Below are 21,561 nucleotides of genomic sequence, written 5' to 3'. Positions count from 1 at the left end.
ACACGATCACTTAACAGCGTCTTTCAGTGCCTTACCAGAAACAAATGCCGGTACATTAGCAGCAGCAATTTTTATCTCTTTACCAGTCTGCGGGTTGCGGCCAGTACGCTCAGCACGGTGATTAACTTTAAAAGTACCAAAACCAACCAGTTGTACAGCATCACCTTCTTTCAGAGACTCAGTAATCGCAGCCAGGGTGGATTCCAGAGCAGCTTTAGCCTGGGTCTTAGACAGGTCCGCTTTGTCCGCAATTACATCAATCAGTTGAGTCTTGTTCATAAGTTATCCTTACAGTGTATTTATCGCTTGCTAAGCATCGAGTGCGAGGGAAAAACCAGATTCTGGCACTCTCCTGCATACACGCACCGATAGCCACTTTTTTCAGCCCCACAAATGTAGACCAGACTGGGGGCGAATGTGAAGCCTTAAGGCGCTACAAATCAGGCCTGAAATCACGTTTTCTCGCCTTATTGCTGAAATTTTATACCGATATTACTAATCCCTGATTCCCGCAGGTCAGAACGCAGGCCTTTTATCAGTTCCTGGTCTCTTTCCTCGCAGGCGCTAAGCAGGCGAAAAATTTCCCACTGAATATCCCACTCTTCTTCAACGGCAGGGTTTTCTTTCAGTTCTTCATCGGTCATTTCGCGCCCCGCCTGGGTCATTTCCAGCATCGCCACGCCGGTGATTGATGCTTCACTGACGGCAATAGTATGTGCCAGAGTATCGCCACTCAAACGGGAATGCAGTAGCTCACTCAATGCTACACAGGCATCAATAGCGGGATAAACACCGTACAGATCGTAATCCTCTGTCGCCGGGATCGCCTCTTCCAGTTTTTCCAGCTGCGCGTCAAAATTTACTTTGGCATCTTTGACCAGCAATGTTTCCCAGATCAAATCAAGAATACGACGATAAAGCAGAGCTTCACCAAATCCGGTCTGCTGGCAAAACGCCCAGTAATTAGGGTACAGGCGCTCGCACAGGCAGGCCATAAAAGTAATGTGCTGCCAGCTTTCCAGCTTTTCCAGCCGCAGGTGGATTGGATTACGTAACATGATGGGATCTCTTTAACAAAATAGTGCGCGGCTGGCAGTGTAACCCAAAAGCCAGCGCCTCACACCGTTAACCCTTTGCCAACAGCCGCATAAAAGCGGGACGCTGTGAAGCAACGGCATCCGCCCAGCGGGTTGGTTCAGGTAGACGGTACCCTTGCAGACAGATTTCCACCCAGTACAAAGCCGTGTCCGGGCTGACACGATGTCCGGGGGAGATAAATAGTGGATTACAGCACCGCTTGCTACGTAGCACCCAGCCAATCTGTTCATCCTTGTCGACCAGCGGCTGACGGGAGCCGGGTTGCTCTGACAGTGGTCCAAACTTGCCACACAGGCGGCGCTTGGCGACACCGATAGTTGGCACATCGACCAGCAAACCAAAATGGCTGGCAACGCCCAGACGACGGGGATGCGCAATTCCCTGCCCGTCAACAAACAGCAAATCAGGCTGATGTTGCAGCTGCTGCCAGGCCGCCAGCAAAGCGGGGTATTCGCGAAAAGAGAGAAAGCCGGGAATATAGGGCATGGTGGTGGCAATCCGCGCCACGCGGTGCTCAACCATTTTCAGCGAAGGATATTCCAGAATAACCAGAGCGGCACGTGTCACCTCACCGCCCTGTTCAAAACCGACGTCCGCGCCGGCGATATAGCACGGCGGCATTACCTCAAAATCATCTTCACGCACCACCTCAGCGGCACGTTTCAGCTGCTCCTGCTTTAATGCCTGAATATCCATACTCAGCTCTGATGATACTGGCGTGAAAGGGTATGAACCGCCTCGACAAATGCGCCAGCGTGTTCTGGCGGCACATCCTGATGGATCCCGTGTCCCAGATTGAACACGTGCCCATCGCCATGACCAAAACGCTGCAAAATATCCGCGACTTCCTGCTCAATACGCGCCGGTTGTGCATACAGCATCGACGGGTCCATATTCCCCTGCAACGCCACTTTATGGCCGACACGACGACGCGCATCGGCGATATCAGTGGTCCAGTCCAGACCCAGTGCATCACAGCCGGTTTCAGCCATCGCTTCCAGCCACTGTCCGCCGCCTTTGGTAAACAGGGTGACTGGCACCCGACGCCCTTCATTCTCATGCAGCAGGCCATCAACAATTTTGTGCATGTAGTGCAGGGAGAACTGAAGATAGTCACGACCTGACAGCACGCCGCCCCAGGTGTCAAAAATCATCACCGATTGTGCCCCTGCACGGATTTGCGCATTCAGGTAGAGGATTACGCTGTCAGCCAGCTTGTCGAGCATAAGATGCAGGGTTTCCGGCTCGGCATACATCATCTTTTTCAGTTTGGTAAAGGCTTTGCTGCTACCACCTTCAACCATGTATGTCGCCAGTGTCCACGGACTGCCGGAGAAGCCGATAAGCGGTACCTGCCCCTGCAAATTTTTGCGGATAGTGCGCACGGCATTCATCACATAGCCCAGTTCCTGCTCCGGGTCTGGAATCGGCAGTTTTTCAACATCCGCCCGACAGGTGACCGGAGATGAAAAACGGGGACCTTCACCGGCTTCAAACCAAAGTCCCAGCCCCATTGCATCAGGGATGGTCAAAATATCGGAGAACAGTATTGCTGCATCAAGCGGGTATCGACGCAGCGGTTGCAGCGTGACTTCACATGCCAGCTCAGCGTTCTTACACAGCGACATAAAATCCCCGGCCTGGGCGCGGGTGGCTTTATACTCTGGCAAATAGCGCCCGGCCTGCCTCATCATCCACACGGGCGTCACATCTACCGGCTGGCGCAGCAGTGCGCGCAGATAACGATCGTTTTTCAGCTCACTCATTTTTATGACTCTCCGTTTGCAGGCACGCAGTATAACATTCATTGCGCTTCGGCGCGGCACAGCGCAACGGTATCCTCAATCAGTCGGCGTGCAATGGTTCCCACCGGGGGCAGTGGCGGCAGCGCATCAAAGCGGTACCAGTCGGCGTCAAGCAGCTCTTTCGGATCGAGGGTAATCTCACCGCTCTGGTAGTCAGCCATAAATGCCATCATCAGCGATTGTGGGAACGGCCAGGGCTGTGAGGAGACATAACGTAGATTCTTCACCGTAATCCCGCTCTCTTCCATTACCTCACGCGCCACGGTCTGTTCCAGCGTTTCTCCCACTTCGACAAACCCCGCCAGCACGGTGTAAACGCCGTTGCGGTGTCGGGTATGCTGAGCCAGCAGGATCCTGTCATTCCGGCGAATAGCGACAATGATACAGGGAGCAATCTGTGGGTAGTAACGCTGACGGCAGTGACTGCACAGGCAGGCCCACTCGGTTTTGCTGTGGTGCATCTTATGGCCGCAATAGCCGCACCACTGATGAGAACGATAAAACTCTGCCAGCTGGATCCCCCGCCCGGCAAGCTGGAACAGGCCAGGGTCCTGATCGAGGATCTGTCGTAGCGATCCCATGTCTTCCTGGCGGCTGTCGCAGATCAACCGCACCGGTTCGCCCTGCCATTCGCCGATTAACGATCCTTTCGATCCACTCAGGCTTAATTCTTGTGCGCTGCCGTACGGTAATTGGCCTTTTGGCAGCCAAAGTTTCTGTTCGTGGCTGACAATCCACCAGCCAGCATCTACGCTTAAGATCTCACATTGCATAAATTTGTTCATCCTCCGCTTCACAGACACACTGTATAACGGGATTGCTATCAGACATCAGAAAACAACACTTACGGAGTCACTCATGCTTGACCAGTTAGACGTTCTGACCGCCCGTGTGGGCGGATGCAGTGACCTGGTGGACTTTTGTTTGCGATCGCGTAAGCAGCTGTTGGTTGCTTATTATCAGATGGTTGGCATAAAGCCTAACAAGGATTCGCTGACTACGCTTGATGAAAACGCGCTGGATACGTTCTGCCAGACGCTGGTGGATTATCTGTCCACAGGCCACTTCACCGTCTATCAACGCTTCATCAAAGAGATGGAAGGCAGCGAGCAGCTGGCGAAAGCCGCACTCATTTACCCCTCACTGCAGACCAATACTGAGCAAATTATGCAGGTATATGACTCTCATCTTGAAAACGCTATTGATGATGACAACTACCTGGCGTTCCAGACAGCACTCTCGGCAGTCGGCGAGGCGTTGGAGGCGCGTTTCACGCTGGAAGATCGATTTATTAAGCTGGCGCTGGAGAGAAACGCAGAACAACCGGACGCGGCCAACGATTCCCAGCTCGCCCGCCCGGCCTGAAAGGTTATCAGTTTGTAAAAACCTTGTAGTTTCCAGAAAGACCCTTTATGCTGAGTGGGTAATTCAGTGACCGGCCACCAGGCGGTCACTATCGTTCTGCCTTCCCCGCTGTGGGAAGCAGAATTCTTCTTGTCGGAGTGCCCCAAGGGGCTGAGACCGTTAATTCGGGATCCGCGGAACCTGATCAGGTTAGTACCTGCGAAGGGAACAAGAGTAAAATTCAGTGACGGTGTGAACCCGTATCTCATCACACTTTGCGCTTACTCCTCCGAGCTCCAGGCAAGCAACTTTCCCTATTTATTCAGGAACGTGCTATGTCTACCGTTGATAAAAAATCCACCCGTCGTGAGCAACGTGCTGAGGCACAAGAGTTTATCGATTCCCTACAGGGCACCGCTTTTCCCAATTCTGAACGTATCTGGCTGACCGGCTCCCGTGCCGATATTCGTGTGCCGATGCGCGAAATCCAGCTCAGTCCGACGATGGTTGGCGGCAGCAAAGATAACCCGCAGTTTGAGGATAACGAACCGGTGCCGGTCTACGACACGGCCGGGCCTTACGGCGATCCTGAAGCAAAAATCGATGTGCACGCCGGGCTGGCACGGCTGCGAAATGAGTGGATTATCGAGCGTGGCGATACGCAGCCGATTGGGCAGCTCAGCTCGGTATATACCCAGCAGCGGCTGGCCGATGAAGGGCTTGATCACCTGCGATTCGATAATCTTCCGCACCCACGCCGCGCGCTGGCTGGTCGCTGTGTGACCCAGATGCATTATGCGCGACTGGGTGTGATCACGCCTGAGATGGAATTTATCGCACTGCGTGAAAATATGGGTCGCGCGCGCATCCGTGGCGAAGTCCTGCAACAGCAGCATCCAGGCAACAGCTTTGGCGCGCATCTGCCGGAAAACATTACGGCAGAATTTGTCCGTCAGGAAGTCGCCGCCGGTCGTGCCATTATTCCCGCGAATATCAATCACCCGGAATCGGAGCCGATGATTATCGGGCGTAACTTTCTGGTGAAAATCAACGCCAATATAGGCAACTCTGCGGTCAGCTCCTCCATCGAAGAAGAAGTTGAGAAACTGGTCTGGGCAGCCCGCTGGGGGGCTGACACGGTGATGGACCTCTCCACCGGACGCAACATCCACGAAACCCGCGAGTGGATCCTGCGTAACAGCCCGGTTCCAATCGGCACCGTGCCAATTTATCAGGCGCTGGAGAAAGTGAACGGCATTGCCGAAAATCTGAACTGGGAAATCTTCCGCGACACGCTGCTGGAACAGGCCGAACAGGGCGTGGACTACTTCACCATCCATGCAGGCGTGCTACTGCGCTATGTGCCAATGACCGCGAAGCGCCTGACCGGCATCGTATCCCGCGGCGGCTCGATCATGGCCAAGTGGTGCCTGTCGCACCACAAAGAGAGTTTCCTCTGGCAGCACTTCCGCGAAATTTGTGAAATCTGCGCGGCTTATGATGTTTCCCTGTCGCTGGGCGATGGTTTGCGTCCGGGCTCCATCCAGGATGCCAATGACGAGGCCCAGTTCGCCGAACTGCACACCTTAGGTGAACTGACCAAAATCGCCTGGGAGTATGACGTACAGGTGATGATTGAAGGTCCGGGGCACGTACCGATGCAGATGATCCGTCGCAATATGACCGAACAGCTGGAGCATTGCCATGAAGCGCCATTTTATACTCTTGGCCCACTGACCACCGATATCGCACCGGGTTATGATCACTTCACTTCCGGTATTGGCGCGGCCATGATTGGCTGGTTTGGCTGCGCTATGCTGTGTTACGTCACGCCAAAAGAGCACCTTGGCCTGCCGAACAAAGAGGATGTGAAGCAGGGACTGATCGCTTACAAGATCGCGGCCCATGCCGCAGATCTGGCAAAAGGGCATCCGGGTGCACAGATCCGCGATAACGCGATGTCCAAAGCGCGTTTCGAATTCCGCTGGGAAGACCAGTTTAACCTGGCGCTGGACCCTGATACCGCAAGGGCTTATCACGATGAAACCCTGCCGCAGGAATCCGGTAAGGTTGCGCACTTCTGCTCAATGTGTGGACCAAAATTCTGTTCCATGAAGATAACTCAGGAAGTGCGTGAGTACGCGGCGAAGCAGGAAGCGGAAGCCAGACCGATTGAAATCGGCATGGCCGAAATGTCGGAATCCTTCCGGCAGCGCGGTGGCGAACTGTATCACCCTGCCGATGCGATCTCGTCGGAGGAAAAGGTATGAGCCGCCCTCCCTTTCCTGCCACGGCAAAGCGGCTTGGCCTTTATCCGGTGGTGGATTCCGTCGTGTGGATTTCTCGCCTGCTGGACGCGGGTGTTCGGACCCTTCAGCTGCGCATTAAAGACCAGACGGATGAAGCGGTCGAACAGGATATGGCTGCCGCAATCGCGCTGGGCCGACGCTACCGGGCGCGGCTGTTTATCAATGATTACTGGCGACTGGCGATTAAACATCGGGCTTATGGCGTCCATCTGGGTCAGCAAGACCTTGAAACCGCCGATCTGGATGCGATCCACCGTGCCGATCTTCGTCTGGGCCTCTCCACCCATGACGATGCGGAACTGGATCGGGCGCTGGCCGTGCAACCATCCTATATCGCGTTGGGGCATATTTTCCCGACCCAGACCAAACAGATGCCCTCTGCACCGCAGGGGCTGGAGGAATTGCAACGCCATCTTTCCCGGCTGACGGGTATTTCCACCGTCGCCATTGGCGGTATCAGCCTCGAACGCGCCCCGTCGGTACTGGCAACCGGCGTTGGTAGCATCGCGGTAGTTAGCGCCATTACGCAGGCGACAAACTGGCAAACTGCCACCCAGCAGCTACTGGCGCTGGCAGGCCAGGGAGGAGCAACCAATGCTCAGTGACAGCGATTTTATGCGCTACAGCCGCCAGCTACTGCTGGAGGAATTTGGCCCAGGGGTGCAGGAAAAGTTGCATAACAGTAGCGTGCTGATTGTCGGGCTGGGTGGACTGGGTTCTCCTGCGGCGCTCTATCTCGCGGCGGCGGGCGTGGGAAAACTGCTGCTGGCTGACGACGATACGGTGCATATCAGCAACCTCCAGCGACAGATCCTGTTTCGCAGTGATGAAACCGGGAAGCGTAAAACTGACGTTGCCAGACAGCGTTTGCTGTCACTAAATCCGCAACGGGAGGTTATCGCCCTGGATCAGCGCATGAAGGCCGATACGTTGCAAGAGGCGGTGAAGTCGGTGGATATGGTGCTGGATTGCAGCGATAACATGCCAACCCGCCATGCGGTTAACGCCGCCTGTCTGCAACATGCCATTCCGCTGATCAGCGCCAGCGCGGTGGGTTTCAGCGGTCAGCTACTGGTGCTGACACCGCCTTTTAAATATGGCTGTTACCGTTGTCTTTGGCCGGATGACGTTGAGCCACAGCGCAACTGTCGGACGGCGGGTGTGCTGGGACCGGTGGTGGGCGTAATGGGGACAATGCAGGCGCTGGAAGCCCTGAAGATGCTGGCAGGTCTGCCCTCTCCGCTTGATGGCAAATTGCGACTGTTTGATGGTCGCCAGCAAACCTGGCGAACACTTCACCTTGAACGCAGCGCCCGCTGTCCACTATGCGGAGAACACCGTGCACATCATCATTAACGATGAGGCATTCACCCTGCCCACCACGCTGACGCTGACCGCATTGTTACAGCAGCTTTCTTATTCCCCATCAGGGATCGCGCTGGCAGTCAATCAGCACATTGTGCCCCGCGACCGCTGGGCGGAGCGCTACTTACAGGAAGGGGATGAGCTGGTGATTTTCCAGGCCATCGCCGGAGGTTGAACATGTTACAAATAGCCGACAGAACGTTTTCTTCCCGCCTTTTTAGCGGCACGGGTAAATTTTCCAGCCCGGCAATGATGCTGGATGCATTGAAGGCATCCGGCACCGAGCTGGTGACTCTGGCAATGAAAAGGATAGATTTACGCGGCGGAGATGACGGCATCCTGCGTCCTCTGCAACAGCTGGGTGTACAACTGTTACCCAACACATCAGGCGCGAAAACCGCCGAAGAAGCGATCTTTGCCGCCCGACTGGCCCGCGAAGCGCTGGGCACCCACTGGCTGAAGCTGGAGATTCATCCTGACGTTCGCTACCTGTTGCCCGACGGCATTGAAACGCTGAAAGCCGCGCAAACCCTGGTTAAGGAAGGTTTTACCGTATTGCCTTACTGTCACGCCGACCCGGTGCTGTGCAAAAGGCTGGAAGAAGCAGGCTGCGCCGCCGTGATGCCGCTGGGTGCGCCAATTGGCAGCAATCAGGGGCTTAAAACCCGTGATTTTCTGGCAATTATCATTGAACAGGCCACTGTTCCGGTCATCGTTGATGCCGGTCTGGGTGCGCCCAGTCACGCCTGCGAGGCGATGGAAATGGGTGCCGACGCGGTGCTGGTTAACACCGCGATAGCCAGCGCCAGTCACCCGATTAATATGGCACACGCCTTTCGGCTGGCGGTGGAAGCAGGGGCGCTGGCCTGCCGTAGTGGACTGGGTAGCCGTCATCAGCAGGCCAGCGCTACCAGCCCGTTGACCCGGTTTCTCACCGATGAGATCACGCAATGAAAAGTTTTGTGTCTCAATGGGAAAAATTGAACTGGGATGATATCCGCCTGCGCATCCACAGCAAAACCCCGGCCGACGTTGAGCGGGCGCTGAATGCCCCCAAAGTGGGACGGGAGGAGCTGATGGCGCTGCTTTCCCCTGCCGCACAGTCTTATCTTGAACCGCTGGCGCAAAAGGCTCAGTGCTTAACCCGCCAGCGCTTTGGGTATGCGGTAAATCTGTTTGTTCCTCTGTATCTCTCCAACCTTTGTGCCAATGACTGCACCTATTGCGGCTTTTCCATGAGCAACCGGATTAAACGTAAGACGCTGGATGCACAGGAAATTGACCGTGAATGCCAGGCCATCCGCGAGTTGGGATTTGACCAGCTGTTGCTGGTTACCGGCGAGCATCAGAGCAAGGTTGGCATGGATTATTTTCGTCAACATCTGCCGACCATTCGCCGGTACTTCAGCTCACTGATGATGGAAGTGCAACCGATGAGCGAGGCAGATTATGTTGAACTGAAAACGCTGGGACTGGATGGCGTGCTGGTGTATCAGGAGACATACCATCCGACGGTGTACCGCCAGCATCATCTCAAGGGCAACAAACAGGATTTCTTTTTCCGCCTGGAAACACCCGACCGGTTAGGGCGTGCCGCAGTAGATAAAATCGGGCTGGGTACACTGATTGGGCTGTCAGACAGCTGGAGGACAGATTGCTATATGATGGCAGAGCATCTGTTATGGCTACAGAAAACATACTGGCAAAGCCGTTATTCGGTGGCGTTTCCACGGCTGCGGCCCTGTGCCGGCGGTATTCAGCCCGCTTCACTGATGGATGAAACACAGCTGGTACAGGCTATTTGCGCGTTCCGGCTGTTTGCCCCGGAGGTGGAACAGTCGCTTTCCACTCGTGAATCACCGCGATTTCGCGACAGGGTTGTACCGCTGGCGATTAACTCCCTCAGTGCTTTTTCAAAAACGCAGCCTGGCGGCTATGCCGATGGCAATCCTGAGCTGGAGCAGTTTTCTCCATACGATAACCGTCATCCACAGCAGGTGGCAAAAGCCCTCGTTGCTGCCGGAATGCAACCCGTCTGGAAAGACTGGGACAGCTATCTGGGGCGGGCAGGGTCGGTGTTTAACTCAGCGTGTGAATAGTCGGCGGCCGGACAAATTTCGTTTGGTCGCCGCAGGCGGCCTTTGTTTTTTTACCGATCATGGCAAATGGATATTCAGATTATGTGTAGTATCTGTTGCGCTCACTCTGTCGCCTGCTAAATGGCACATATCACAAGCCAGATACTTTTCGCGCTGAAACACCCTGGCATTTTCTTGCTCAACGCGTTTGTAAATAGCTTTCTTATGATCAAGTCACTGCTCTTTATGTTGATAATTTGCAGGAAGAAGCTGTGGCATTACAAATAACTCCTGTTCAGTAGCATAAGAGGTTGAAAAGAGTAATAAGGACAAGCCTCAGTATTTCTATTATTCCCCTCCTCTTCTGTTACTCACTCTGGCCTGTTGTTCTCTACGCAAACTGGATTTTTTCTTTCCAGAATCATTATATAGATTTTCCTGTTGAGTCAAAAAACCCTCAGCATAAGGCCTTAACATATCCTATTTGAAAAAACAGTTTTTACTGCCTGAGTTCGCTCGACAGATACGGGATAACACGCAATTATTTATTAAAACAATGCAAACCCTGAGAAATATTCTGGCAACGCTTCCACATCTGTTTTCAACTGCTGTTCATTTACTTTTAATACGGCAGATTACGTATTGTCGGTGTGATAACGGCATCGTCCAGGCCCGAGGTCATTCCTTTCTGTCGGGCCTGCCTCATTCACTTTGTTCTGTTAGCATATTTCCTGGTGATCAAACCCAACGGAGGTAGTCAGGATCATAAGCGTATTATTTTTTTATTGATATAAGTTGAGCATGATTCAATTGCAGACAGTGTAAGCATTTACCGAAAGCAGAAAAAATACACCACGGCAATCTGGATACAGTATGCAGTTAATTGCTTCTTCAGACGAGTAATATCCAGCGTCTCCGGTGACGACCCGTCCGCCAGGGAAATCGTGTAAAACAGGTACTACCGGGAAAATATCTGCATAAACCGTGACGGGGCTTCCTTTACAGCTCCACCACGTCGCCTTATGTATCCGTTACCTCACCGGCGGTGGAAAAATTGACACCCCAAGGGGCACACAGGCAGAGTATCATCAGATCGGCACAACAAAGATAGACGGGTTTTAGCTACGAAGATATATGACGCTGTAAATGTGTGATGTTTAGCGCGGATAACAAGCCCGCCTGCGGATGGCACGGCCCACTTTTTGCCAGATGAAATGACCTGAAATCCGCACAAAGTAAGGATGCAATGTCTGTATTTATTGTGAAGAACGACGGCGGCAACCCATGTCACAGAACCTTCTGGTTTGCAAAAAATCGCACCGGGTAAAAGACCAGTTCGGATTCGGTAAGAAATGTTGAAGGCAGCTCGGTTAAAAATTTTCATTCTTCTCAACTTCGGACTCATTATTATCGGAATGAAAATATTCTAACATCACCAAAAAGTGCGTGAGATATACAGGAAAACATCATGACCATAAGATAAGAAAAAAACGTCAAACTCCTGACCATAAAAAGACTAATTAATCAGCTAATTCGATGAAAGGCTCAGGGCAGTGAGCTGCCACGACCTTCCATTCTCCGGTAGGAAAGTCATAACTGAATTACTTCCAATCAACACCAACACCAACACCAACACCAACACCAATACCAATACCAATACCAATACCAACACCAATACCAATACCAATACCAATACCAATACCAATACCAATACCAATACCAATACCAATACCAATACCAATACCAATACCAATACCAATACCAATACCAATACCAATACCAATTTAAGGATAATTGATCGCACCAGAAACCAAATTCAACTCATCAGAGATTAATTAACGCAGCGTTTCAAATGCATTTACCATAAAAAACCCGCATTCAATACGAGTCTAATCACACGTTTATTTAAAATATCTGTGACGGCATCTGTTTTCTTGACAGGGGTCAATATTTACTTCTGCGATATTATTACTGAGGATGATTATTTTTCACCTACCCAATTTGATATACTAAAAAAGCCTTAATTACCACTTATCTTACACCAAATAAAATTAACTTAATAAAATTTTCATCCAGAATAAGTTACTAATAGCTTGCTATTTTCAAAATAAGATAACTTACTGAATGTGCAAAATTATTTTTCTTCAGAGAAGTCACCAGAAATCTTCACCAATAAACAGAAATCAATATGTACATTTAGTTTAATCCCTTCTGTCCCAGACGATTATTTACCTGACAGCATTATTTATTTTTAAGCATCCCGGAAAACCTTGTTATGCACTAATGTGAAGAAAATCTGAGTATTCACACGATATAATTTTGTCGCATATTCCCGTTCAGAAGTCTGTTAATGATAAAAAGTGGTGTGCCAGACATTCGGTCCGCCACGGTTGCATATCGACGGGTAAAAAACAGTGAACAGGATCTGTACGGTTTTTTTCTGACTTTCAGTGGTATCAGGCATAAAAAAACCGCTCCGAAGAGCGGTTTTTTACAGCGATGGGCGACGATTAATCGTCGCTACCACCCAGACCTGCGTTCAGCAGTTCTGCGAGGCTGGCAGAAGCTTCATCTGCGGTTACCTGAGGCACAACAGGTGTTTCACCCGCCGCACGACGACGCATACGATCCTGGTGATAAGCGTAACCGGTACCGGCTGGGATCAGACGGCCCACGATGACGTTCTCTTTCAGGCCGCGCAGTTCGTCGCGTTTGCCCGCAACGGCTGCTTCGGTCAGTACACGCGTTGTTTCCTGGAACGAGGCCGCAGAGATAAAGGACTCGGTTGCCAGTGACGCTTTGGTGATACCCAGCAGATCGCGCACATAGGTTGCCGCGATTTTGCCGTTGGCTTCCAGCTCACGGTTGGAGACCTTAACGCGTGACACTTCAACCTGCTCGCCGTCCAGGAAGTCAGAGCTGCCTGCACTTTCGATGGTTGCTTTACGCAGCATCTGACGAACGATGACTTCGATGTGCTTATCGTTAATCTTAACGCCCTGCAGGCGGTAAACTTCCTGCACTTCGTTAGTGATGTAACGGGTCACAGCATGCACGCCACGCAGACGCAGGATGTCATGTGGTGACTCTGGGCCATCGGAAACCACGTCACCACGCTCCACGCGCTCACCTTCGAACACGTTCAGCTGACGCCATTTCGGAATCATCTCTTCGTACGGATCGCTGCCATCTACCGGGGTGATAACCAGACGACGCTTCCCTTTGGTCTCTTTACCAAAGGAGATGATGCCGCTGATTTCAGCCAGGATTGCCGGCTCTTTCGGACGACGGGCTTCAAACAGGTCAGCAACGCGTGGCAGACCACCGGTGATGTCCTTGGTACCGCCAGATTCCTGCGGCACACGCGCCAGGGTGTCACCCGAACTGATCTTGATACCATCTTCCAGCTGGACAATCGCTTTACCTGGCAGGAAGTACTGAGCAGGCATATCGGTACCAGGGATCAGCACATCGTTACCATTGGCATCAACGATTTTCAGCGCAGGACGCAGATCTTTACCACCGGCAGTACGTTCAGCACTGTCCAGGATCACCAGAGAAGACAGACCGGTCAGATCATCCGTCTGGCGGGTAATGGTCTGGCCGTCGATCATGTCGGTGAAGCGAACGAAACCGCTCACTTCGGTGATGACCGGCATGGTATGCGGATCCCAGTTTGCTACGGTCTCGCCCGCGGCAACCTGCTCGCCGTCACCCTTCGCCATGGCTGCACCGTAAGGAACTTTGTAGCTCTCTTTGGTACGGCCAAATTCGTCGATCATTTTCAGTTCAACGTTACGCGAGGTGATCACCAGCTTGCCTGCGGAGTTGGTTACCGACTTGGCGTTGATCAGCTTCAGCGTACCTTTGTTTTTCACCTGAATGCTGGATTCAGCAGCCGCACGAGATGCCGCACCACCGATGTGGAAGGTACGCATCGTCAGCTGTGTACCCGGCTCACCGATGGACTGTGCTGCGATAACGCCGATGGCCTCACCTTTGTTGATGATGTGACCACGTGCCAGATCGCGTCCGTAGCAGTGGGCGCACACGCCGAAGTCAGTTTCGCAACTTACAACAGAGCGGACTTTCAGGCTGTCAACAGAGTGCTCTTCTAGCAGGTCACACTGAAGCTCATGCAGCAGCGTATTGCGCGGCAGCAGAATGTCAGCCGTACCCGGCTTAAGAACGTCTTCAGCCGTTACACGACCCAGCACGCGCTCACGCAGTGGCTCTTTCACGTCGCCGCCTTCGATGACCGGGGTCATCAGGATGCCTTCGTGAGTACCACAGTCGTCTTCAGTCACCACCAGATCCTGCGCCACGTCAACCAGACGACGGGTCAGATAACCGGAGTTCGCGGTTTTCAGTGCGGTATCCGCCAGACCTTTACGCGCACCGTGCGTGGAGATGAAGTACTGGAGTACGTTCAGACCTTCACGGAAGTTCGCGGTAATTGGTGTCTCGATGATCGAGCCATCTGGCTTAGCCATCAGACCACGCATACCGGCCAGCTGACGGATCTGTGCAGCAGAACCACGCGCACCGGAGTCGGCCATCATAAAGATGCTGTTGAAGGAAACCTGACGCTCTTCTTCACCGTCACGATTGATCACGGTTTCAGTGGACAGGTTTTCCATCATGGCTTTTGCAACGCGTTCGTTCGCCGCAGCCCAGATATCGATCACTTTGTTATAGCGTTCGCCGGCGGTTACCAGACCGGACTGGAACTGCTCCTGGATCTCAGCCACTTCTGCTTCCGCTTCGGTGATGATTTCCACTTTCTTCTCCGGGATAACCATGTCGTCGATACCGACAGAGGCACCAGAGCGAGCCGCATAGGCAAAGCCGGTGTACATGGTCTGGTCAGCGAAGATAACCGTTGGTTTCAGGCCCAGAATGCGGTAACAGGTGTTCAGCATTTTGGAGATCGCTTTCTTACCCAGCGCCTGGTTGACGATAGAGTAAGGCAGGCCTTTCGGCACAATCATCCACAGGATGGCACGACCAATGGTGGTATCCACCAGGCTGGTTTTCGCCGTCGATTCACCGCGCTCGTTTCTCTCGTGCTCGGTGATACGTACTTTGACGCGGGCGTGCAGAGAGGCCAGACCAGCGCGATAAACACGCTCGGCTTCTTTCGGGCCGGTCAGCACCATGCCTTCGCCTTTGGCGTTAACACAGTCGCGGGTCATGTAGTACAGACCCAGCACAACGTCCTGAGAAGGAACGATGATTGGCTCGCCGTTCGCTGGTGACAGGATATTGTTGGTGGACATCATCAGCGCACGCGCTTCCAGCTGGGCTTCCAGCGTCAGCGGTACGTGAACTGCCATCTGGTCACCATCGAAGTCGGCGTTATAAGCCGCACAAACCAGCGGGTGCAGCTGGATGGCTTTACCTTCGATCAGCACCGGTTCAAAGGCCTGGATACCCAGACGGTGCAGCGTTGGCGCACGGTTCAGCAGCACCGGGTGTTCGCGGATCACTTCATCCAGAATATCCCAGACAACAGCTTCTTCACGCTCAACCATTTTCTTGGCGGCTTTGATGGTGGTAGCAAGCCCACGCAGTTCCAGCTTGCCGTAGATAAACGGTTTGAACAGCTCCAGCGCCATTTTCTTCGGCAGACCACACTGGTGCAACCTAAGGTATGGACCCACGGTAATAACGGAACGACCAGAGTAGTCGACGCGTTTACCCAGCAGGTTCTGACGGAAACGACCCTGTTTACCTTTGATCATATCGGCCAAAGATTTCAGAGGACGTTTGTTAGAACCGGTGATCGCACGACCGCGACGGCCGTTATCCAGCAGCGCATCAACCGCTTCCTGCAGCATACGTTTTTCGTTACGTACGATGATATCTGGCGCTGCCAGATCCAACAGGCGCTTCAGACGGTTGTTACGGTTGATCACGCGACGATACAGATCGTTGAGATCTGAGGTAGCGAAACGACCACCGTCCAGCGGAACCAGCGGACGCAGATCCGGCGGCAGCACCGGCAGCACGGTCAGGATCATCCATTCTGGTTTGTTGCCAGACTGCACGAACGCTTCCAGCAGCTTGATACGCTTGGTCAGTTTTTTACGTTTGGTTTCGGAGTTGGTTTCGTTCAGCTCTTCACGCAGCTGCTCGCATTCCTGCTCCAGATCCATGTTTTTCAACAGGGCCTGGATCGCTTCCGCACCCATTTTGGCATCGAATTCATCACCAAACTCTTCCAGCGCGTCCAGATACTGTTCTTCAGTCAGGATTTGGCGCTTTTCGAGGTTGGTCATGCCGCCTTCGATAACCACATAAGATTCGAAGTACAGCACGCGTTCGATATCACGCAGCGGCATATCCAGCAGCAAACCGATGCGGGATGGCAGCGATTTCAGGAACCAGATGTGCGCCGTCGGTGAAGCCAGCTCAATGTGGCCCATGCGCTCACGGCGAACTTTGGTCTGTGTCACTTCAACGCCACACTTCTCACAGATCACACCGCGATGTTTCAGGCGCTTGTACTTACCGCACAGGCACTCGTAGTCTTTTACCGGCCCGAAAATACGCGCACAGAAAAGCCCGTCACGTTCTGGTTTGAACGTACGGTAGTTAATGGTTTCCGGCTTTTTAACTTCACCAAAAGACCAGGAACGGATCATGTCTGGCGAGGCCAGCGCAATTTTGATCGCATCAAACTCTTCGGTCTTAGTTTGCGCTTTCAGAAACTTAAGTAAGTCTTTCACGGATTAGCTCCCGTCGGAGTGAGACTTCTCAGCACGCCCGGAAGGGCGTGCTGTAACCAGTACAAATTCGAGTGCTTACTCGTCTTCCAGCTCGATGTTAATACCTAGCGAGCGGATCTCTTTCAACAGTACGTTGAAGGATTCCGGCATGCCCGGTTCCATCTGATGGTTGCCGTCAACGATGTTTTTATACATCTTGGTACGGCCGTTCACGTCATCAGACTTCACGGTCAGCATTTCCTGCAGGGTATAAGCGGCACCGTATGCTTCCAGCGCCCACACTTCCATCTCACCGAAGCGCTGTCCACCGAACTGTGCCTTACCACCCAGCGGCTGCTGAGTCACCAGGCTGTAAGAACCGGTAGAACGTGCATGCATCTTGTCATCCACCAGGTGGTTGAGTTTCAGCATGTACATATAGCCGACGGTAACCTGACGCTCGAACTGCTCGCCAGTGCGGCCATCAAACAGGGTGATCTGACCGGAAGAAGGCAAGCCGCCAAGCTGCAGCAGCTCTTTGATCTCGCTCTCTTTCGCGCCGTCAAACACCGGTGTCGCAATCGGCATCCCTTTCTTCAGATTTTCCGCCAGACGCAGCACTTCCTCATCAGAGAAGGTGGACAGGTCCACTTTCTGACGCACGTCAGTGCCCAGATCGTAAGCGCGCTGAATAAACTCACGCAGTTTGGCCACTTCTTCCTGCTGCTTGAGCATCGCGTTGATTTTCTCACCGATGCCTTTCGCCGCCATACCCAGATGGGTTTCCAGAATCTGACCAATGTTCATACGTGAAGGTACGCCCAGCGGGTTCAGTACGATATCAACCGGCGTACCGTTTTCATCGTATGGCATATCTTCGATCGGGTTGATCTTGGAGATAACACCTTTGTTCCCGTGACGGCCGGCCATTTTATCGCCCGGTTGGATCTGACGTTTAACGGCCAGATACACCTTAACGATTTTCAGCACGCCAGGTGCCAGATCATCGCCCTGGGTGATTTTGCGGCGTTTCGCGTCGAGCTTCTTCTCAAACTCGTGCTTCAGCTCGTCGTACTGCTCTGCCAGCTGTTCCAGCTGGTTTTGCTTGTCTTCGTCGGTCAGACCAAGTTCCAACCAGCGTTCGCGTGGCAGCTTATCCAGTTTTTCCGCTTCAACGCCGCCGGAAACCAGCAGGTAGTTGATACGGCTGAACAGGCCAGCTTCGAGGATTTTCAGTTCTTCAGACAGGTCTTTCTTCGCCTGCTTCAACTGCATCTCTTCGATTTCCAGCGCACGCTTGTCTTTTTCCACGCCATCGCGGGTGAAGACCTGCACGTCGATAACGGTACCCGACACGCCGTTCGGTACACGCAGAGAAGAGTCTTTCACATCAGACGCTTTCTCACCGAAGATCGCACGCAGCAGCTTCTCTTCCGGCGTCAGCTGGGTTTCACCTTTCGGCGTTACCTTACCAACCAGAATGTCACCGCCGGTCACTTCCGCACCGATATACACGATACCGGATTCATCCAGTTTGGAGAGCGCAGCTTCACCGACGTTCGGGATATCAGCAGTGATCTCTTCCGGCCCCAGCTTGGTGTCACGGGACACACATGCCAGTTCCTGAATGTGGATGGTAGTGAAGCGATCTTCCTGTACCACGCGCTCGGAGACCAGGATGGAGTCTTCGAAGTTGTAGCCGTTCCACGGCATGAACGCGACGCGCATATTCTGACCCAGTGCCAGTTCGCCCAGATCCGTTGAAGGACCATCGGCCAGCACGTCACCACGTTCAATCGGCTCGCCCAGGTTGACACACGGCATCTGGTTGATACAGGTGTTCTGGTTAGAACGGGTGTATTTGGTCAGGTTGTAAATGTCGATACCGGCTTCGCCAGGATACATCTCGTCTTCGTTAACTTTGATAACGATACGGGAAGCATCCACGTACTGAACAGTACCACCACGTTTCGCTACGGCTGTTACACCGGAGTCAACCGCTACCGCGCGTTCCATACCGGTACCCACCAACGGCTTATCAGCACGCAGAGTTGGAACCGCCTGACGTTGCATGTTTGCACCCATCAATGCGCGGTTGGCGTCATCGTGTTCCAGGAACGGGATCAGCGACGCACCGACGGAAACCACCTGCTGGGTGGAAACGTCCATGTAGTCAACCTGATCGCGGCTGAACAGACTTGATTCGCCTTTGCTACGGCAGGTTACCAGGTCGTCCACGAAGTGACCTTCGTCGTCGAGGTTGGTGTTCGCCTGAGCGATAACGTAGTTACCCTCTTCAATGGCAGAGAGGTAATGAATTTCGTCGGTCACCACGCCTTCGCGTACGCGACGGTATGGGGTTTCCAGGAAACCGTACTCGTTGGTCTGTGCGTACACGGACAGCGAGTTGATCAGACCGATGTTTGGACCTTCAGGCGTTTCGATTGGGCACACGCGACCGTAGTGCGTCGGGTGAACGTCTCGAACTTCAAAGCCTGCACGCTCACGCGTCAGACCGCCCGGACCAAGAGCAGAGATACGGCGCTTGTGCGTAATCTCAGACAGCGGGTTGTTCTGGTCCATAAACTGTGACAGCTGGCTGGAACCAAAGAACTCTTTCACTGCGGCAGAGATTGGCTTGGCGTTGATCATATCCTGAGGCATCAGGGTGTCCAGATCGCCCAGGGACAGACGCTCTTTCACCGCACGCTCAACACGGACCAGACCTACGCGGAACTGGTTTTCAGCCATTTCGCCCACGGAGCGGATACGACGGTTGCCGAGGTGGTCGATATCATCCACTTCGCCAATACCGTTACGGATACCGATGAGCTTCTTCATCACTTCAATGATGTCGTCTTTGCTCAGGATACCGGAACCTTCGATCTCATCGCGCAGCAGTGAACGGTTGAACTTCATACGGCCAACCGCAGAAAGATCGTAGCGGTCTTCAGAGAAGAACAGGTTCTCGAACAGGTTTTCAGCCGCTTCACGCGTTGGCGGTTCGCCAGGGCGCATCATGCGATAGATCTCAACCAGCGCGCTCAGGCGGTCGTTGGTTGGATCGACACGTACGGTTTCGGACATGTACGAGCCGTGATCCAGATCGTTAGTGAACAGCGTTTCAATGCGCTTGTGGCCGGACTGGCTCAGTTTAGCCAGCAGATCCAGCGACAGCTCCATGTTCGCTGCAACGATCAGCTCGCCGGTGTTTTCGTCGATGTAATCTTTAGCGACGACTTTACCGGCGATGTATTCAACCGGAACTTCGATGTGCTCAACGCCATCTTTTTCCAGCTGACGAATGTGACGTGCAGTAATACGACGGCCTTTCTCTACATATACCGTTCCGTTGGATTCGATATCGAAAGAGGCGGTTTCACCGCGCAGGCGCTCAGGAACCAGTTCCATCTGCAGCTTGTTGTCGCGGATTTCATACACGATTTTTTCAAAGAACAGATCAAGGATCTGCTCAGTGGTGTAGTTCAGCGCGCGCAGAATGATGGTCGCAGGCAGCTTGCGGCGACGGTCAATACGCACAAACAGGTTATCTTTTGGATCGAACTCAAAGTCCAGCCAGGAACCACGGTAAGGGATGATACGTGCGTTATACAGCACTTTACCCGATGAGTGAGTTTTACCCTTATCGCTGTCAAAAAAGACGCCGGGACTACGATGCAGCTGAGAAACGATAACACGTTCTGTACCGTTGATCACAAAGGTACCGTTATCGGTCATGAGCGGAATTTCGCCCATGTAAACTTCCTGCTCTTTGATGTCTTTAACCGTGCCTTCCGGCGCTTCGCGCTCGTAGATCACCAGACGCAGTTTTACGCGCAAAGGAGCAGAGAACGTGACGCCACGGATCTGACACTCTTTCACATCAAAGACAGGTTCGCCTAAACGGTAGCTGACATATTGCAGCTCAGAATTACCGCTGTAGCTTTGGATTGGAAACACGGAACGGAAAGCTGCTTCCAGGCCGTATTGACCTTCCGGGTCTTGCTCGATGAATTTCTGGAACGAGTCAAGCTGGATAGAAAGGAGATAAGGAATGTCCAGAACTTGCGGACGTTTTCCGAAATCCTTACGAATACGTTTTTTCTCGGTATAGGAGTAAACCATAGGGTTCCTCAGCTCGCTGAAAAGTAGAACCTCTCTGTCCGTCCAGGGGGGACAGTTCATGCAACACTATTTTGTGACGCGGAAAGAAGATTCTCCTTCCGTAATACCTCTTTCTATCACGCTTAAATCATTTCATTGCTCTGGCCTTACCACAGCAGACCACCGGGCGGGAGAACAGTATATTAAGTCGTCGATAGAGAAAGATATTAAGCAAATCAATGACTAAACAGTGTGAAACGTCATTGACGCTTTAGAGCGCAAAAAGGCTGGTGACCAATTAAGTCACCAGCCATCAGCTTAATTCACCCTTGCGGATGAATCATGCTGCAAACTGAAAGCCTGGCTTATTTAACTTCAACTTCCGCGCCAGCTTCTTCCAGTGCTTTCTTCAGAGCTTCTGCGTCGTCTTTGCTGATGCCTTCTTTCAGGGCAGCAGGTGCAGACTCAACCAGGTCTTTGGCTTCTTTCAGGCCCAGACCAGTTGCGCCACGTACTGCTTTGATCACGGCAACTTTGTTAGCGCCGATAGCTTTCAGTACAACGTCGAACTCAGTCTTCTCTTCAGCAGCTTCAACCGGGCCAGCAGCAACAGCGACAGCAGCAGCAGCAGAAACACCGAATTTTTCTTCCATAGCGGAAACCAGCTCAACAACGTCCATTACAGACATAGCGGCTACTGCTTCCAGAATTTGATCTTTAGTGATAGACATAACAATTGTTCCTGTGA

The 21,561-nt window shown here is 52.8% G+C and carries 16 protein-coding genes and 1 riboswitch; of the genes, 8 read left to right on the top strand and 8 right to left on the bottom strand.

The genetic code is table 11. From position 1 onward, the window contains the following. Nucleotides 1-6: 6 nt before the first annotated feature. From hupA to nudC, 5 genes are all read right to left on the bottom strand, one after another. A complete protein-coding gene (gene hupA, locus EB241_RS07440) occupies nt 7-279 on the bottom strand; it encodes a nucleoid-associated protein HU-alpha (RefSeq protein ID WP_002438605.1) in 273 nt (90 codons plus the stop codon). Between the two features lie 188 nt (nt 280-467). After that, the gene (locus EB241_RS07435) at nt 468-1,058 is read right to left on the bottom strand and encodes a YjaG family protein (RefSeq protein WP_124232557.1); all 591 of its coding nucleotides are present in this window, start codon (nt 1,056-1,058) and stop codon (nt 468-470) included. A gap of 67 nt (nt 1,059-1,125) precedes the next feature. Then, nucleotides 1,126-1,794 carry a deoxyribonuclease V gene (gene nfi, locus EB241_RS07430; protein WP_124232556.1) on the bottom strand — a complete coding sequence of 223 codons (669 nt, stop codon included), beginning with the start codon at nt 1,792-1,794 and terminating at the stop codon, nt 1,126-1,128. Nucleotides 1,795-1,796: 2 nt separating this feature from the next. Then, nucleotides 1,797-2,864 (bottom strand): uroporphyrinogen decarboxylase, encoded by a 1,068-nt coding sequence (gene hemE, locus EB241_RS07425; RefSeq protein WP_124232555.1) that lies wholly within the window; start codon nt 2,862-2,864, stop codon nt 1,797-1,799. 38 nt (nt 2,865-2,902) lie between these two features. Further along, the gene (nudC, locus tag EB241_RS07420) at nt 2,903-3,676 is read right to left on the bottom strand and encodes an NAD(+) diphosphatase (RefSeq protein ID WP_124232554.1); all 774 of its coding nucleotides are present in this window, start codon (nt 3,674-3,676) and stop codon (nt 2,903-2,905) included. Between the two features lie 85 nt (nt 3,677-3,761). Between nudC and rsd the strand changes: the two genes are divergently transcribed. The 8 genes from rsd (at nt 3,762) to EB241_RS21075 (ending at nt 11,834) form a co-directional block, all read left to right on the top strand. Continuing rightward, nucleotides 3,762-4,268: a sigma D regulator gene (rsd, locus tag EB241_RS07415; protein ID WP_124232553.1), complete on the top strand. Its 507-nt coding sequence runs from the start codon at nt 3,762-3,764 to the stop codon at nt 4,266-4,268. Between the two features lie 123 nt (nt 4,269-4,391). After that, nucleotides 4,392-4,492, top strand: a riboswitch (TPP riboswitch). A 90-nt stretch (nt 4,493-4,582) separates the two neighbouring features. After that, nucleotides 4,583-6,517 carry a phosphomethylpyrimidine synthase ThiC gene (thiC, locus tag EB241_RS07410; RefSeq protein ID WP_124232552.1) on the top strand — a complete coding sequence of 645 codons (1,935 nt, stop codon included), beginning with the start codon at nt 4,583-4,585 and terminating at the stop codon, nt 6,515-6,517. Further along, the gene (gene thiE, locus EB241_RS07405; protein ID WP_124232551.1) at nt 6,514-7,161 is read left to right on the top strand and encodes a thiamine phosphate synthase; all 648 of its coding nucleotides are present in this window, start codon (nt 6,514-6,516) and stop codon (nt 7,159-7,161) included. Before thiC ends, thiE begins: the two co-directional genes overlap by 4 nt. Continuing rightward, the gene (locus tag EB241_RS07400; protein WP_124232550.1) at nt 7,151-7,912 is read left to right on the top strand and encodes a HesA/MoeB/ThiF family protein; all 762 of its coding nucleotides are present in this window, start codon (nt 7,151-7,153) and stop codon (nt 7,910-7,912) included. Before thiE ends, EB241_RS07400 begins: the two co-directional genes overlap by 11 nt. Continuing rightward, nucleotides 7,896-8,096 (top strand): sulfur carrier protein ThiS, encoded by a 201-nt coding sequence (gene thiS, locus EB241_RS07395; protein ID WP_124232549.1) that lies wholly within the window; start codon nt 7,896-7,898, stop codon nt 8,094-8,096. Before EB241_RS07400 ends, thiS begins: the two co-directional genes overlap by 17 nt. Before the next feature lie 2 nt (nt 8,097-8,098). Continuing rightward, nucleotides 8,099-8,875, top strand: a complete 777-nt coding sequence (locus EB241_RS07390; RefSeq protein WP_124232548.1) for a thiazole synthase — start codon at nt 8,099-8,101, stop codon at nt 8,873-8,875. Continuing rightward, nucleotides 8,872-10,020 carry a 2-iminoacetate synthase ThiH gene (gene thiH / locus EB241_RS07385; RefSeq protein WP_124232547.1) on the top strand — a complete coding sequence of 383 codons (1,149 nt, stop codon included), beginning with the start codon at nt 8,872-8,874 and terminating at the stop codon, nt 10,018-10,020. The genes EB241_RS07390 and thiH overlap by 4 nt, the downstream gene beginning before the upstream one ends. A gap of 1,532 nt (nt 10,021-11,552) precedes the next feature. Next, entirely contained in the window at nt 11,553-11,834 is a 282-nt protein-coding gene (locus EB241_RS21075; protein WP_199737323.1) for a hypothetical protein, read from the top strand. A gap of 675 nt (nt 11,835-12,509) precedes the next feature. Here EB241_RS21075 and rpoC read toward each other — a convergent pair. From rpoC to rplL, 3 genes are all read right to left on the bottom strand, one after another. Further along, nucleotides 12,510-16,730 (bottom strand): DNA-directed RNA polymerase subunit beta', encoded by a 4,221-nt coding sequence (gene rpoC, locus EB241_RS07375; RefSeq protein WP_124232546.1) that lies wholly within the window; start codon nt 16,728-16,730, stop codon nt 12,510-12,512. A 75-nt stretch (nt 16,731-16,805) separates the two neighbouring features. Next, nucleotides 16,806-20,834: a DNA-directed RNA polymerase subunit beta gene (gene rpoB, locus EB241_RS07370; RefSeq protein WP_124232545.1), complete on the bottom strand. Its 4,029-nt coding sequence runs from the start codon at nt 20,832-20,834 to the stop codon at nt 16,806-16,808. 344 nt (nt 20,835-21,178) lie between these two features. After that, nucleotides 21,179-21,544 carry a 50S ribosomal protein L7/L12 gene (gene rplL, locus EB241_RS07365; RefSeq protein WP_016191418.1) on the bottom strand — a complete coding sequence of 122 codons (366 nt, stop codon included), beginning with the start codon at nt 21,542-21,544 and terminating at the stop codon, nt 21,179-21,181. Nucleotides 21,545-21,561 lie beyond the last annotated feature (17 nt).

It is taken from the genome of Erwinia psidii (assembly GCF_003846135.1).
GTDB lineage: Bacteria > Pseudomonadota > Gammaproteobacteria > Enterobacterales > Enterobacteriaceae > Erwinia > Erwinia psidii.
This window is presented reverse-complemented; position numbering and strand designations above follow the sequence as displayed.